The sequence below is a fragment of the Streptomyces sp. NPDC093085 genome (assembly GCF_040683935.1).
Classification (GTDB): domain Bacteria; phylum Actinomycetota; class Actinomycetes; order Streptomycetales; family Streptomycetaceae; genus Streptomyces.
Window position 1 is genome coordinate 230714 of sequence record NZ_JBFBFB010000005.1, and the last position, 14207, is coordinate 244920.

Annotated in this window: 12 protein-coding genes, 1 pseudogene and 1 riboswitch; of the genes and pseudogenes, 5 read left to right on the forward strand and 8 right to left on the reverse strand. The window is 71.6% G+C overall.

Features of this window, described 5'->3' with window-relative positions; genetic code table 11:
• Positions 1–120 precede the first annotated feature (120 nt).
• Together AB0O07_RS17530 and AB0O07_RS17535 are read left to right on the forward strand one after the other, a co-directional pair.
• The gene (locus AB0O07_RS17530) at positions 121–1458 is read left to right on the forward strand and encodes a DUF6056 family protein (protein ID WP_365633639.1); all 1338 of its coding nucleotides are present in this window, start codon (positions 121–123) and stop codon (positions 1456–1458) included.
• An 88-nt stretch (positions 1459–1546) separates the two neighbouring features.
• On the forward strand, positions 1547–1696 hold the full coding sequence (locus AB0O07_RS17535) for a hypothetical protein (protein ID WP_365633642.1): 150 nt from the start codon (positions 1547–1549) through the stop codon (positions 1694–1696).
• A gap of 61 nt (positions 1697–1757) precedes the next feature.
• Here AB0O07_RS17535 and AB0O07_RS17540 read toward each other — a convergent pair whose 3' ends face one another.
• From AB0O07_RS17540 to thrC, 5 genes are all read right to left on the reverse strand, one after another.
• A complete protein-coding gene (locus AB0O07_RS17540; RefSeq protein WP_365633645.1) occupies positions 1758–2498 on the reverse strand; it encodes a hypothetical protein in 741 nt (246 codons plus the stop codon).
• A 287-nt stretch (positions 2499–2785) separates the two neighbouring features.
• On the reverse strand, positions 2786–4411 hold the full coding sequence (gene groL / locus AB0O07_RS17545; protein ID WP_365633648.1) for a chaperonin GroEL: 1626 nt from the start codon (positions 4409–4411) through the stop codon (positions 2786–2788).
• Between the two features lie 293 nt (positions 4412–4704).
• Positions 4705–4908 (reverse strand): cold-shock protein, encoded by a 204-nt coding sequence (locus AB0O07_RS17550; RefSeq protein WP_005315736.1) that lies wholly within the window; start codon positions 4906–4908, stop codon positions 4705–4707.
• A 387-nt stretch (positions 4909–5295) separates the two neighbouring features.
• Positions 5296–5571, reverse strand: coding sequence for a ubiquitin-like small modifier protein 1 (locus AB0O07_RS17555; RefSeq protein WP_365633651.1), 276 nt, complete (start codon positions 5569–5571; stop codon positions 5296–5298).
• A gap of 154 nt (positions 5572–5725) precedes the next feature.
• Complete coding sequence (gene thrC, locus AB0O07_RS17560) at positions 5726–7138, reverse strand: threonine synthase (protein ID WP_365633653.1); 1413 nt, start codon at positions 7136–7138, stop codon at positions 5726–5728.
• A riboswitch (SAM riboswitch) is annotated at positions 7132–7259 on the reverse strand. (Overlaps the previous gene by 7 nt.)
• A 217-nt stretch (positions 7260–7476) precedes the next feature.
• On the opposite strand from thrC, the gene AB0O07_RS17565 reads away from it, so the two are divergent.
• Both AB0O07_RS17565 and AB0O07_RS17570 read left to right on the forward strand, forming a co-directional pair.
• Positions 7477–8499: a glucosyl-3-phosphoglycerate synthase gene (locus tag AB0O07_RS17565; protein ID WP_365633656.1), complete on the forward strand. Its 1023-nt coding sequence runs from the start codon at positions 7477–7479 to the stop codon at positions 8497–8499.
• Positions 8500–8626: 127 nt separating this feature from the next.
• Positions 8627–10177 carry a trehalose-6-phosphate synthase gene (locus AB0O07_RS17570; protein WP_365633658.1) on the forward strand — a complete coding sequence of 517 codons (1551 nt, stop codon included), beginning with the start codon at positions 8627–8629 and terminating at the stop codon, positions 10175–10177.
• A 37-nt stretch (positions 10178–10214) separates the two neighbouring features.
• On the opposite strand, the gene otsB is transcribed toward AB0O07_RS17570, so the two are convergent.
• The 3 genes from otsB to AB0O07_RS17585 form a co-directional block, all read right to left on the reverse strand.
• Positions 10215–11069: a trehalose-phosphatase gene (otsB, locus tag AB0O07_RS17575; RefSeq protein ID WP_365633661.1), complete on the reverse strand. Its 855-nt coding sequence runs from the start codon at positions 11067–11069 to the stop codon at positions 10215–10217.
• 86 nt (positions 11070–11155) lie between these two features.
• Positions 11156–11500 carry a DUF3263 domain-containing protein gene (locus tag AB0O07_RS17580; RefSeq protein WP_365633664.1) on the reverse strand — a complete coding sequence of 115 codons (345 nt, stop codon included), beginning with the start codon at positions 11498–11500 and terminating at the stop codon, positions 11156–11158.
• Positions 11501–11512: 12 nt separating this feature from the next.
• The gene (locus tag AB0O07_RS17585; RefSeq protein ID WP_365633667.1) at positions 11513–12745 is read right to left on the reverse strand and encodes an extracellular solute-binding protein; all 1233 of its coding nucleotides are present in this window, start codon (positions 12743–12745) and stop codon (positions 11513–11515) included.
• Between the two features lie 441 nt (positions 12746–13186).
• Between AB0O07_RS17585 and AB0O07_RS17590 the strand changes: the two are divergent.
• Positions 13187–14056, forward strand: a pseudogene (locus AB0O07_RS17590) (ROK family protein); the annotation flags it as partial.
• Between the last annotated feature and the right edge of the window lie 151 nt (positions 14057–14207).

A 14207-nucleotide genomic window follows, 5' to 3' on the forward strand; every position in this document is an offset into this window, starting at 1 on the left:
CTCCTTCTGCTGCCGCTCGTTCCCCTGTCGCTCCTCGGCGCGGCCGCGTGGTACGCGCGCTGGGTGCGCCCGAGCGGTGACGACTGGTGCTTCCTGCCTCTCGTACGCGACGGAGGCTTCATGGCCCTGGTGGACACGTTCTACTCCACCGACAACGGCCGGATCGCCAACGGCCTGCTCGTCGCCTCCTACGCCGCGTTCGGCGTCCCGGGCCAGCAGTGGTACGCGGGGATCAGCGCGGCCCTGATGCTGGTCCTGCTGTGGGCGTGGGCGGCGGCGCTGCTGCGGAACTCCGGGTGGCGGCTGCCCCGGGGGGTCCCGCTGTTCTCGGCGGCCATGGTCCTGGCCGTCTTCTGCCTCAGCTCCACCAACACGTACAAGACCTTCTTCTGGCCGGCCGCGTCGGTCTCCCACACCCTCCCGCCCGTCCTCGCGGCCGCCGCCACGATCCCGGCCCTGCCGGCGGCCTCCCGGCGCGCGAAGGCCGCCGCCATCGCCTGCGGATGCCTCGCCGGAGCCGTCATCGGCACGCTGTCGGAGGAGACCTCCGTGGTCGCCCTGACCCTCCTCGCCCCGGCCCTGGCGCTGAGCCGCCGGCTCTTCCCCGCCGGACGGCTCGCCTTCGTACGGGCCTGGTGCGCCGCCACCGGCGCGGGCATCCTCATCGGCACCGCCGTGCTCCTGACCTCGCCGGGTTCGCGCAACCGGCGCGCCCGGCACCACGCGGACTCCCTCCTCACCCCGGAGTCGCTCGTGGCCTCCCTGCGGGGGTACGCGCGCGTCGTCCTCACCCTGGGGACGACATGGCAGTACCTCGCGCCGATCGCCGTGGGGGTGCTCGTCGGCGTCCTCGTCCGCCGCGCGGACGGCGGCGTCCCCCGGCCCGACCGCAGGGCGCGCCTGATCCTCGTATCCGGGGCGGCGGCGCTGCTGTTCTCCGGATACGTCTGCACGGTGATGGCCTATCCGGCGTTCGGCTCCTCGGTCTCGACCGCCAACCGCCTGTGGAACGACTACCTGTTCCTTCTGCTCCTCCTGCTCGTCGGCGCGGGCGGCCTGCTCGGGAACCGAGCGGTACGGCGCCACCGCCGTGGCGCGAGGCCGGTGGCCCTGGGCTCCGCGCTCCTGTGCGCGGGCGTCACCGCCGCACTCGCCGTGTCGCTGCACGGTCTGGAGTCGGACATACGGACGCGGGCAGCGGCCTGGGACACCCAGGACCGCCTGCTCCGGGACCAGGCCACGGCGGGGGCGACGGCGCTGCCCTACACACCGCTGGTCATCAGCGGGATGTCGGAACCCTTCGGCCGCGACGGCAAACGCCAGTGGCCCGCCTCCTGTGTCGCCACCTACTACCAGGTGGAGCGGATCTACCAGGCGGAGAACCCCACGCCCACCCCCGCCCCACCGGAAAACCCCGAGGCCGCCACCCCACCGCACTGGCAGTCGCCGGCGCGCTGACCGGCGCTACGTCCGCGCAGGCCACGTACTACAGCGGGGGCATGCCGGGCCGGTCGTTCAATGTCGAGACCGTCGGCATCAACGACCAGTGGGTCACGTATTTCAACACGTCAGCCAGCTCGGCGGCACGTACAAGGGCGTCACGTACAAGGACCGGAACACCACGACACTCGCCAAGGGCGGCACCCAGTACGTGCTGATGCTCGCCGACCGGACGCGGCGGATCAGCGCCAGGTGAGCGAGTAGGAGCCGCACCCGGCGGGGCGTCACGGGGTGTTCTCCGTGACGCCCCGCCTCTCCTACTCCGTGAGGCGGAGCGCCTTGAGGACCCCGGGCGACAGGGCCACGCCGTTCTCCTTCCCGGGGACCGCCCGCCGGCCGGTGGCATCGATGCCGTACCACCCCTGGGTGGTGTTCACGAGGCCATAGCGCCCGTCGTCGTCCTCCTTCAGCAGCAGGACGTACTCCCGGCCCGCCGTGAGACCGGGGGTCTCGGGTCCCGTGCCGGGGGTCATGTACGCCACCTCGATCGAGCGGCCCGGGACCGTGCCCTTCCCGGTCGCCACCACCCGCGCCGCCGCGACGGTCATGGGCAGCCCGCCGGTGCCCTCGGGGTCATCGGGGTTCTCGGCGCGGCCGGGGCCGAGCTCCACCCGTACGATCACCCGCGCGGCGCCCTCCAGCCGCGCCGTGGTCTCGTAGTACGGCTGGTCGATGACGATCTGGCCGGGCCCGCCCCCGGTGTCCGCGAAGTCGGCCGGACCGCCCGGGGCCAGCAGGAGGGCGGCGCCCCCGACGACGACGGCGACCCCGCACGCGGCGGCGGTCAGCAGGAAGCCACGCAGGGACGGACGGCCGGCCACCACGGTCGTACGGGGCCGGTCCGCCCCCCGGTCGCCCTGCCCGCCGGACCGCCCACCGGCCGGACTCTCCGCCTGCCCGGCCAGCGCGGCCAGTTCGGCGGCGGCGCGGGGGGAGAGCGCTCCGGGCTTCGGGGGCGGGACCGGATTGGCGTTCCTGATCAGGGTTTTGACGCGCATCGGCGGTACGGAACACCTCGGCGGTCAGCTCCTCGGCCGCCGCCCGCTCCCCCGACCTCCGGTGCACGAAGGCGAACACACGCGGGTGGTCACGAACATACAAGGCCGTGAACCGCGCGGCGCGGTCACGGTCGCTCCCGGTCTTCAACGTCTCCACACCCTTTAGGTGTCGTGGACCGGGCACATCCTTACCGTCGCCGTCCACGGAAAAGCCCGGGGGCGGCACCCCTCATCCGTGATGAGGGGTGCCGCCCCCGGTCGGTCAGGACGGTTGATCCGCGAGGGGATCAGAAGTCCATGTCACCGCCCGGCATGCCGCCGCCGGCCGGGGCCGCGCCGGCCTTCTCCGGCTTGTCGGCGATGACGGCCTCGGTGGTGAGGAACAGCGCGGCGATCGACGCGGCGTTCTGGAGCGCGGAGCGCGTGACCTTCGCCGGGTCGATGATGCCCTCGGCGATCATGTCGACGTACTCGCCGGACGCGGCGTTCAGGCCGTGGCCGACCGCCAGGTTGCGGACCTTCTCGACGACGACGCCGCCCTCAAGGCCACCGTTGACGGCGATCTGCTTGAGCGGGGCCTCCAGCGCGAGCTTGACGGCCTGCGCGCCGGTCGCCTCGTCGCCGGTCAGCTCCAGCTTCTCGAAGACCGAGGACGCCTGGAGCAGGGCCACGCCACCACCGGCGACGATGCCCTCCTCGACGGCGGCCTTGGCGTTGCGCACCGCGTCCTCGATGCGGTGCTTGCGCTCCTTGAGCTCGACCTCGGTCGCGGCACCGGCCTTGATGACGGCCACGCCGCCGGCCAGCTTCGCCAGGCGCTCCTGGAGCTTCTCGCGGTCGTAGTCCGAGTCGCTGTTCTCGATCTCGGCGCGGATCTGGGCCACGCGGCCCGCGACCTGCTCGCTGTCGCCGCCACCGTCGACGATGGTCGTCTCGTCCTTGGTGATGGTGACGTTGCGGGCGCGGCCGAGCAGGTCGAGACCGGCGTTCTCCAGCTTGAGGCCGACCTCCTCGGAGATGACCGTGCCGCCGGTGAGGATGGCGATGTCGTTCAGCATCGCCTTGCGGCGGTCACCGAAGCCCGGGGCCTTGACGGCGACGGACTTGAAGGTGCCCTTGAGCTTGTTGACGACCAGGGTCGACAGGGCCTCGCCCTCGACGTCCTCGGCGATGATCAGGAGCGGCTTGCCGGACTGGATGACCTTCTCCAGCAGGGGAAGGAGGTCCTTCACACTGCCGATCTTGGAGTTGGCGATCAGGATGTACGGGTCGTCGAGCGACGCCTCCATACGCTCCATGTCCGTGGCGAAGTACGCCGAGATGTAGCCCTTGTCGAAGCGCATGCCCTCGGTGAGCTCAAGCTCAAGGCCGAAGGTCTGCGACTCCTCGACGGTGATGACGCCTTCCTTGCCGACCTTGTCCATGGCCTCGGCGATCAGCTCGCCGATCTGGGTGTCGGCGGCGGAGATGGAGGCGGTCGAAGCGATCTGCTCCTTGGTCTCCACGTCCTTGGCCTGCTCCAGCAGGGCGCCGGAGACGGCCTCGACGGCCTTCTCGATGCCGCGCTTGAGGGCCATCGGGTTGGCGCCGGCCGCGACGTTGCGCAGGCCCTCGCGGACGAGCGCCTGGGCGAGGACGGTGGCGGTCGTCGTGCCGTCACCGGCGACGTCGTCCGTCTTCTTGGCTACTTCCTTGACCAGCTCGGCGCCGATCTTCTCGTACGGGTCCTCAAGCTCGATCTCCTTGGCGATGGAGACACCATCGTTGGTGATCGTGGGGGCGCCCCACTTCTTCTCAAGGACGACGTTGCGGCCCTTGGGGCCAAGGGTGACCTTGACAGCGTCGGCGAGCTGGTTCATACCGCGCTCAAGACCGCGCCGTGCCTCCTCGTCGAACGCGATGATCTTGGCCATGTGAAGTGGTCCTCCCGGACGGGGGTGAAGGCTCCGGACCGCGCTGGCGCCCGCGACGGACGGCCTGAGCGCCGGTGGTTCATTGCTCCACCAGCCCTCGGGGCCTCACCGACCCGGTCCTCAGTTGTCACTCTCACTCGGAGAGTGCTAACGCCAATAATTAGCACTCGGCACCTTAGAGTGCAAGCGTCTACTTGAGGGGGGCACACGCATGTGGGGCCCGCATCCGTGTCGGATGCGGGCCCCACATGCGTGAGTGCGTGCAGATGCGTCGGTGGCCGATCGCGCCGGGATCAGACGGCGAGCTTGACCATGTCCGCCTGCGGACCCTTCTGGCCCTGCGAGATCTCGAACTCCACTCGCTGACCCTCTTCAAGGGTGCGGTAACCGTCCATCTGAATCGCGCTGTAGTGGACGAATACATCCGCACCACCGTCGACCGCGATGAAGCCGTAGCCCTTCTCCGCGTTGAACCACTTGACGGTGCCCTGAGCCATGCCAACTCCCCTATTACTGGCCCTTACAGGGGGCCATACTTCGCGCCGGAACGCGTCGACCGCGGCTGAATGTATCTGCCCAACTGCCCTCTGCAACAGGTCAATCGGACGAGAAATCTGGGCGTGGCCGAACACGCATAGCGCTGAATACACCACGCTCCGGGGCAAGTCGGGCCGGGCAAAGCGTACGTACGCCGCGAAAGGCACCAGGACTTTGCCCTCATCTTGTCGCGTTCTCGCTCGCGTTCCGAGCGGCCGACAGGGGAGGAAGGGGAGGGCGTTCCCCTACTCTACCGTGCTCAACCATGTAGAACGGTCCCCTCCGCTTCTCTTGCGGAGAGGACCGATTCCGTCACAGAACGCACATCACGGCGTCCCGGGCACGCGTCAGCCGCCGGCGACCGCCGGGATGATGGAGACGCCCGCGCCCGCCGGGGTCGCGGTCTCCAGGCCCTGTTCGAAACGGACGTCGTCGTCGTTCACGTACACGTTGACGAAGCGGCGCAGCTTGCCGTCGTCGTCCAGGACCCGCCCCGAGATGCCCGGGTGGTTGGCCTCCAGCGACTGGATGACCTCGGAGAGGGTCGTGCCCTCCGCGGGGACCTCGGCCTGGCCACCGGTGTAGGTGCGGAGGATGGTGGGGATACGGACCTTGACGCTCATGGTGGTGAACCTTTCTGCGAAGTGGGGCGGGTCTGCGTGCGGAGAGCGGACGATCAGGTGGCACGCGCACAACGTCGTACAGCGTGCCCCTCGTACGGGGGTACGAGTCCTCCGGATCGCCCGGAACGGAAAGTTCCGGGCAACCGTACGGCCGTCAGCCCGCCGCCGCGCCCTCGCCACCCGCACCCGCGAGCCCCGCGGCGCGGAACGCGTCCAGGCTCGGGCGGATGGTCGCGGAGGGGCCGGTCGTCGGGGCCACGGCGTCCAGCGTCTTGAGCCCGTCCCCGGTGTTGAGGACGACGGTGGTGAGCGACGGGTCGAGCAGACCGGTTTCGATGAGCTTCTTCGTCACGCCGACGGTCACCCCGCCCGCGGTCTCGGCGAAGATGCCCTCGGTCCGCGCGAGCAGCTTGATGGCGTCCACGACCTGCTCGTCGTCGACGTCCTCCACCGCGCCGCCGGTGCGCCGCGCGATGTCCAGCACATACGGGCCGTCGGCCGGGTTGCCGATCGCCAGGGACTTGGCGATGGTGTCCGGCTTCTGCGGCCGTACGACGTCGTGCCCGGCCTTGAAGGCGGTGGAGACCGGCGAGCACCCCTGGGCCTGGGCGCCGAAGATCTTGTACGGCCTGTCCTCGACCAGACCGAGCTTGATCAGTTCCCGCAGCCCCTTGTCGATCTTCGTGAGCTGGGAGCCGGAGGCGATCGGGATGACGATCTGGTCGGGCAGCCGCCAGCCGAGCTGCTCGCAGATCTCGTACGCGAGGGTCTTGGAGCCCTCGCCGTAGTACGGCCGCAGGTTGACGTTGACGAAGCCCCAGCCCTCGCCCAGCGGGTCGCCGATCAGCTCCGAGCAGAAGCGGTTGACGTCGTCGTACGTGCCCTCGATGCCGACCAGGTCGCCCCCGTACACCGCGGCCATGACGACCTTGCCCTGCTCCAGGTCGTGCGGGATGAAGACGCAGGAGCGGAAGCCGGCCCGGGCGGCGGCGGCGCCGACGGCGCCGGCCAGGTTGCCGGTGGAGGAGCAGGAGAGGGTGGTGAAGCCGAAGGCGCGGGCCGCCTCGACGGCGATGGCCACGACGCGGTCCTTGAAGGAGTGCGTCGGGTTGCCGGAGTCGTCCTTGATGTGGAGCGAGCCGGTGATGCCCAGCTCACGGGCGAGGTTGTCGGCCTTGACGAGCTTGGTGAACCCGGGGTTGAGGCTCGGCTTGGCGGCGACGTCGGCGGGGACGGGCAGCAGCGGCGCGTACCGCCAGATGTTGTCCGGGCCCTCGGCGATGCGCTTCTTCAGCTCCTCGGGGTCCCCGCCCGGCAGGTCGTACGCGACTTCGAGCGGCCCGAAACAGCTCACACAGGCGAAGATGGGGCCGAGGCCGAAGCGCTCGCCGCATTCGCGGCAGGAGAGCGCGGTGGCGGGCCCGAGATCGATGGTGGCGTTTCCGGCGCTCCCGGTGCTCCCGGCGGCTTCCGTACCGCTTCCGACCGCTTCCGTACCGTTTCCGGTGGCGTCGGTTCCGCTCTGGACGGTCTGCACAGCCATGATGGCGAGGCCCTTTCTCCTCATCTTCCTCGCGACGTACTTCGCCACGAGACGGAATTGGCACCTTCCCCACCGTGACCTCGCGGTCGGCGGGAGGGTTGCCGGGACTTCAACGGGCCGTTCCCTCTGTCCCTCTGGATGAGCGCTATGGCGACCGGAGCTGGATCCGGTGCGTTTATGTCTGGCGCGTACGTCTGTCACGCACGTCTGTCGCGTTGTGTCTGTCCGGCCTGCGCCACCCCGGCATGCGATGGTCACTGGCCTTGTTCAAGACTGTAACCGAAGGTGCGGAGGGTTGAGATAGTCGTCCGCACCGCGAGATGGATCACTTTCGAGGAAAGCACAGCAGGGGAGTGTCCAGGGTGCTGGAAGAGGTGGAGCAGTGGCTGACCAGGCGTTCCTGGTCGGCGGCGGACCGTACGCCCGAACAGCTCCTGGCGGCGAAGGCGGCGCGCGGCGCCACGGTGAGCGTGGTCCTGCCCGCGCTCGACGAGGAGGCCACGGTCGGTGCGATCGTCGGCGTGATACGGCGCGAGCTGATGGAGCGGATCCGGCTCGTGGACGAGCTGGTGGTGATCGACTCCGGCTCCACCGACCGTACGGCCGAGGTCGCCGCGGCGGCCGGCGCCCGGGTGGTCCACCGGGACGCGATCCTGCCCCGGCTGCCCGCGCTGCCCGGCAAGGGCGAGGTGCTCTGGCGGTCGCTCCTGGTGACCAGCGGTGACATCGTCTGCTTCGTCGACGCGGACCTGCGGGAGTTCTCGCCGGACTTCGTCTCCGGGATCGTGGGCCCGCTGCTCACCGACCCCGAGGTGCACTTCGTGAAGGCGATGTACGACCGCCCGCTGCACCCGACGCCCGACGGAACCGCCGCCGGCGGCGGCCCCGGCATGGGTCCCGGCAGCGGACCCGGCAGGGGCGGCGGCCCCGGCGTCGCGGCGCAGGGCGGCCGGGTGACCGAGCTGGTGGCGCGCCCGCTGCTCAATCTGCACTGGCCCCGGCTGGCCGGTTTCGTCCAGCCGCTGGGCGGGGAGTACGCGGCCCGCCGCTCGCTGCTGGAGCGGCTGCCGTTCCCGGTGGGGTACGGGGTGGAGCTGGGCCTGCTGGTGGACGCGCTGCACACGGTGGGGCTCGACGCGCTGGCCCAGGTCGATGTGGGGGTACGGCTCCACCGCCACCAGGACGACCGGGCGCTGGGGCGGATGGCCGCGGCGATCTACCGGACGGCCCAGCTCCGCCTCCAGCGGGGCCCGTTGACGCGGCCCCGGCTCACCCAGTTCGAACGGGGCGCGGACGGCTTCGTACCGTACACACACCCGGTGGACACGGAGGAGCGCCCGCCGATGCGGGAGATCGCCGAGTACCCGGCACGCCGCGCGGCGTGACCTGCGCCGGGTCCCGGGCGGCCTCGCACGGGGCCGCCCGGGACCGGACGCAGGCGCCCCTCAGGAGCCGGGGACATCACACGTCCCGTACGTTTGAGCGTTTCCCGCACGGGCTAGGTTTCGCGGCATGGAGACCGCACCGTCCACCCCTCCGCCGGCTCCCGCTGCCCGCGTGCTCGTGGCGTCCAACCGGGGCCCCGTCTCGTACACCCGGGGCGCGGACGGCGCCCTGGTGGCCAAGCGGGGCGGCGGCGGGCTGGTGTCGGGCCTGTCGGCGATCGGCTCCGGTGACGACGCCCTCTGGGTCTGCGCGGCCCTCGGCGACGGCGACCGGGAGGCCGTCCGGGGTACGGGGGGCCGCCTCGACCCGGCGGACACCGGCGGGCAGCGGGTACGGATGCTCGGCATCGACCCGGGGGTCTATGCGGCGGCGTACAACGACATCGCGAACTCCACCCTCTGGTTCGTCCACCACATGCTCTACCAGACCCCGCTGGAGCCGTCCTTCGGCCCGGAGTTCCGGGCGCGCTGGGCCGCGTACGAGGCGTACAACCGCGCCTTCGCCGAGGCGCTGGCGGAGGAGGCCGCCGAGGGCGCGGCGGTGCTGGTGCAGGACTACCACCTGGCGCTCGTCCCCGGGCTGCTCCGGGCGCTCCGGCCCGACCTGCGGATCGGCCACTTCTCGCACACGCCCTGGGCCCCGGCCGCGTACTTCCGGCTGCTCCCCGACGACATCGCCGAGCGGCTGCTGCTGGGCATGCTCGGGGCGGACCGGCTGGGGTTCCTGACCCGGCGGTGGGCGGACGCGTTCCGGGAGTGCGCCGAGGCGGTGCTGGCCGGGCGCGGCCTGACGACAACGGGACCGGCGGGGGAGGCCACGGGGGACACGTACCTCACCTACCCCCACGGCGGCGAAGGGCAGCCCCCGGGCCCGGCCGGCGGCCGTACCGCCCTCGCGGTGCACGGGCTCGGCGCGGACGGCGACTTCCTGCGCGAGCGCGCGCACCGCCCCGATGTGGCCGAGCGGATGGCGGCGCTGCGCGAGCAGATCGGCAGGACCCCGGAGGGGACCGACCGGAAGACGATCGTCCGGGTGGACCGTACGGAGCTCTCCAAGAACATCGTGCGCGGTCTGCACGCGTACCGGCAGCTCCTGACCGACCACCCCGAATGGCGCGAGCGCGTGGTCCATGTGGCGTTCGCCTACCCCTCCCGGCAGGACCTGGAGATCTACCGCGCATACACGGCGGAGGTCGAACGGGTCGCCACGGAGATCAACACCGAGCTGTCCACCCCCGGCTGGACCCCGGTCGTCCTCCATGTCCAGGACGACTTCGCCCGCTCGCTGGCCGCGTACCGGCTGGCGGACGTGGCGCTGGTCAACCCCATCAGGGACGGCATGAACCTGGTCGCGAAGGAGATCCCGGTCCTCTCCGAGCGCGGCTGCGCCCTGGTCCTCTCCCGGGAGGCGGGCGCCTGCGCCGAGCTGGGCGGGGACGCGCTGGTGATCAACCCGTACGACATCACCGCCACCGCCACCGCCCTCCACGAGGCCCTGACCCTCCCCGCCCCCGACCGCACCGCCCGCGCGAAACGCCTGGCGGAAGCCGCGACGGCCCTTCCCCCGCAGCGCTGGTTCCTGGACCAGCTGAACGCGCTGCGGGGGGTACGGGGCTGAGGCGCGGCACGGGGCCGAGGCGCGGCGGAAACCACGGTCAGCGCATCGCCGGTACGAGGGCGGCGAGGAAGTCGGCGAGGGCGGCCGGGCCCGGGAGGGTGAGGTCGGCTCGGGTGGTGAGGTCGGGGACCTCGGTGCCGCTGGCGACCAGGAGGCCCGGGTGGCCCTCGGCGCGGAGGCTCTCGACGGCGGCGTAGGCGGGGAGGTCGCCCAGGTCGTCGCCGGCGTACAGGACCGTCTCGGCGTCCACCTCGCGGACGTACGAGAGCAGCGCGGCGCCCTTGTCGACGCCCGGGGGGCGGAGTTCCAGGACCAGGCGGCCCGGTTCGACGATCAGGCCGTGGCGGGCGGCGAGGGCGGTGAGGGGGGCGCGCAGGGCCTCGAAGGCAGCCTGGGGTTCGGCGGCGCGGCGGGTGTGGACGGCGACCGCGCGGCCCTTCTCCTCGATCCAGGTGCCGGACGGGGCGCCGGAGCCGGCGAGGAATCCGGGGAGTTCGGCGCGGACGGCGGCGACGCCCTCGTGCGGGACGGGGGCGTGGACCGTACCGGAGACGGCGTCCCAGCGCTCGGCGCCGTAGTGGCCGAGGACGACGAGGTGTTCCAGGCCCGGTACCCCGGCGAAGCCGCCGTACCGTACCGCCACCTCCGCCGGGCGCCCCGTGATCACCACGAGGGAGGCGAGGCGCGGAGCGAGCGCGGTGAGGGCGGGGAGGACGCGGGGGTGGGCGCGGGCCTGTTCGGGGTCGGGGACGATCTCGGCGAGCGTGCCGTCGAAGTCGAGCGCGACGACGGCGCGGGCGGGGCGGGCGAGGAGCGCGGCCAGGCCCTCGGCTCCGGCGGGGGTGGCGGGCTGCGGGAGGGAGTTCGGGAGGGAGTTCGGTTGGGTGGCCATGGGGTCGACCCTAGCGGGGCGGGGTGGGGAGGGGCGCGTGGTCGAGCGGCTGGGCCGTGGGCCGTGCGGGCCGTGGACCAGGGCCGCTACCAGCGCTCTCGGCGGGCCGCCCGTACGCGGCGGAGCCGGTTCACCGTGACGGGGTCGTGCTCGGCGGCTCTCGGGTCGTCCAGCAGTGCGTTGAGGAGCTGGTAGTAGCGGGTCGGGGAGAGCCCGAGGCGTTCGCGGATCTCCCGCTCCTTGGCCCCGGGCCCCGGCCAGCCGCGCCGCTCCACGGCGAGCACGGCACGATCCCGGGCGGAGAGACCGGGCGTCCCCGGGACACCGGACGCGTCTGAAGCCTCGGCCGCTTCTGAAGCCTCGGCCACTTCCGGAGCGCCGGGCGCTTCGGGCGCCCCGGGGGTGCTGGCGGGCGGTGGGGTGGTGGTCATGGTCGTTCCACGTTACTCGGCGGCCTCCGCCGCCGACGCGTCCTTCGCTATCTGGGACAGGACCGCCTCGGGGCTCGCGCCCGGTTCGACCGCCTTGCCGATGTTCTTCTTGAAGCTCTCGCTCACCGACGACCACGAGTTCTTGCCGTACGGGAAGAGCTCCGAGTCGGGCAGCGCCGTCAGGAACGTCTTCAGGTCCTGGTGCTCCGGGTCCGCGAGCATCGCCTCGTTGGCGCTGTAGGTGACCGGCAGCAGGTCGTACTGGCCGGCGAAGTCCAGGACGTTCTTGTCCTCGTACGCGAAGTTCAGGAACTTGCCGATCTCGCTCCGGTGGCCGTTCTGCTTGAACGCCATGACCCAGTCCGCGACACCCACCGACGACTTCGCCCCGCCGTTCGGCCCCGGCAGCGGCACCATGCCGACCTTGACGCCGCGCTTCACCGCCTCCTTCATCAGCGTCGGGTGCCCGTTCAGCATGCCGACCTGGCCGCTGGTGAACGCCTTGAACGCGGTCGCCCGGTCCAGGTCGCCCGGCTTGACCGGGCCGGTCAGCCCGGCCCCGACGAGGCCCTGGAGCCAGGTGAAGGTCTTGACGTTCGCGGGCGAGTCGATGTTGTACGAGCCGTCGGCGGTGTCCGTGTAGCCGCCGCCCCCGGCCAGCAGCCACATCAGGGTCTCGCCCTGCGCCTCCTCCGTGCCGAGCGGCACCGCGAGCGGGGTCGTCACGCCCTGTGCCTTCAGCGCCTGGGCGTCGGACTTGATGTCGTCCCAGTTCTTCGGGGCGCTCACGCCCGCCTTCGAGAAGAGGTCCTTGTTGTAGAAGAGCAGCCGGGTGGAGGCGACGAACGGCATCCCGTACTGAATGCGGTTGACCTCACCGGCCTGGGAGAGCTGGTCGAGGAAGTTCGCCTGGGTGGGTATGGAGAGAAGCTCGTCGGCAGCGTAGAGCTGGTCGGCCTTCGCGTAGTTGGAGTACGAACCGATCTGCGCGATGTCGGGGGCCTTGCCCTCCTTGACCATCGTGGCGACATCGCTGTCGATCGTCTTCCAGGGGCGTATGTATACGTCGATCTTGATTCCGGGATGCTCGGCCTCGAACGAACTCGCGAGCGACTCCCAGTAATTCTTGGAACTGTCCTCGGAGTTGGTGCCGTACTCCGCGGCGACCACCTTGAGCGTGACCTTCCCGGCGGCGGTGGTGGCGCCGCACCCGGTCAGGGGCGCCGTCAGGGCCAGTGCGGCCACGGCCGCGGCGATCGCCCGATGGCGCTGTCGTGTCGGTGGCACTGCTCGCACAGCTCGCAGAGGTCGCACAGCTCTGTTCCCCGCCCTTTAATCGTTCTTTCGTCGCGCGTAAGGCCCCTACCGGTCCCTCGTGACGCACTGTTATCACGTATTGGTCAGCGATTTTCCCCCATCCCATGGCTGGGGGTCCACCAAAGAGCGGTTGCGCTTCCGCAACGTCTCATTTCCCGGAAGCCGTTCCGCTTTTTGTATGCCAAGGCAACAATCCGGCGCCATGGCGGCAGTGCGGGGCCGACATGGAACGATGTCGGCGTAGTGGACTAGACCTTTCGGCTCTTCACGCGGGACACTGTCCCCGTGAGATCCGACAGCCACGACCACCACGTCGAACCCGGCCGGCAGGTGAGCCACGTCATCGCCCTGGACGTGGGCGGCACCGGGATGAAGGCCGCCCTCGTCGGCGCGGACGGCGCGCTGCTCCACGAGGCGCGGCGCGCGACCGGCCGGGAGCGCGGCCCCGAGGCCGTCGTCGAGTCCATCCTCGGCTTCGCCGCGGAGCTGCGCGCTTACGGCGCCGAGCGCTTCGGGCGGACCGCGGTGGCCGTCGGCCTCGCCGTGCCCGGCATCATCGACGCGGAGCGCGGCATCGCGGTGTACGCGGCGAACCTCGGCTGGCGCGACGTACCCCTGCGCGATCTGCTCGGGGCGCGGCTGGGCGGCGTACCGGTGGCGCTGGGGCACGACGTACGGACCGGAGGGCTCGCGGAGGGCCGGCTCGGCGCGGGCCGGCGGAGCGACCGGTTCCTCTTCCTGGCGCTGGGGACGGGGATAGCCGGGGCCATCGGGGTCGACGGCGCGATCGAGGCGGGCGCGCACGGGGCGGCGGGCGAGATCGGCCATGTGGTGGTCCGCCCGGACGGGCCCGCGTGCGGCTGCGGGCAGCGCGGCTGTCTGGAGACGCTGGCGTCGGCGGCGGCGGTGACCCGCGCGTGGCGGCGGGCGAGCGGCGACCCGGCGGCGGAAGCGGCCGGGTGCGCGCGGGCCGTCGAGGCGGGCGATCCGGCGGCCGTACGGGTCTGGCGCGACGCGGTCGACGCGCTCGCCGCCGGGCTGGTCACCGCCCTGACCCTGCTCGACCCCGGCACCCTGATCATCGGCGGCGGCCTCGCGGAGGCGGGCGACACGCTCTTCACGCCGCTGCGCGCGGCGGTGGCGGAACGCGTCACCTTCCAGCACCTTCCCGCGATCGTCCCGGCGGAACTGGGGGACGCGGCGGGCTGCCTGGGCGCGGGCCTGCTGGCCTGGGACCTGGCGAACGCTGCGGATGCGCCATCCCCCTCGGTTCCTTCCTCCTCGTCCTCGGTTTCTTCCTCCTCGTCCTCGGTTTCTTCCTCCTCGTCCTCGGTTTCTTCCTCGTCCCCGGTTCCTCCGCCGGCTCCTCCCTCGTCTCCGGATCCGGCGA

Bases quoted from the DNA above. Each gene is read 5' to 3' on its own strand.
- AB0O07_RS17530 (WP_365633639.1), top strand. From the start codon at position 121: ATGGCCCTGGTGGACACGTTCTACTCCACCGACAACGGCCGGATCGCC.
- AB0O07_RS17540 (WP_365633645.1), bottom strand. From the start codon at position 2,498: ATGCGCGTCAAAACCCTGATCAGGAACGCCAATCCGGTCCCGCCCCCG.
- groL (WP_365633648.1), bottom strand. From the start codon at position 4,411: ATGGCCAAGATCATCGCGTTCGACGAGGAGGCACGGCGCGGTCTTGAG.
- AB0O07_RS17550 (WP_005315736.1), bottom strand. From the start codon at position 4,908: ATGGCTCAGGGCACCGTCAAGTGGTTCAACGCGGAGAAGGGCTACGGC.
- AB0O07_RS17555 (WP_365633651.1), bottom strand. From the start codon at position 5,571: ATGAGCGTCAAGGTCCGTATCCCCACCATCCTCCGCACCTACACCGGT.
- thrC (WP_365633653.1), bottom strand. From the start codon at position 7,138: ATGAGGAGAAAGGGCCTCGCCATCATGGCTGTGCAGACCGTCCAGAGC.
- AB0O07_RS17570 (WP_365633658.1), top strand. From the start codon at position 8,627: ATGGAGACCGCACCGTCCACCCCTCCGCCGGCTCCCGCTGCCCGCGTG.
- otsB (WP_365633661.1), bottom strand. From the start codon at position 11,069: ATGGCCACCCAACCGAACTCCCTCCCGAACTCCCTCCCGCAGCCCGCC.
- AB0O07_RS17580 (WP_365633664.1), bottom strand. From the start codon at position 11,500: ATGACCACCACCCCACCGCCCGCCAGCACCCCCGGGGCGCCCGAAGCG.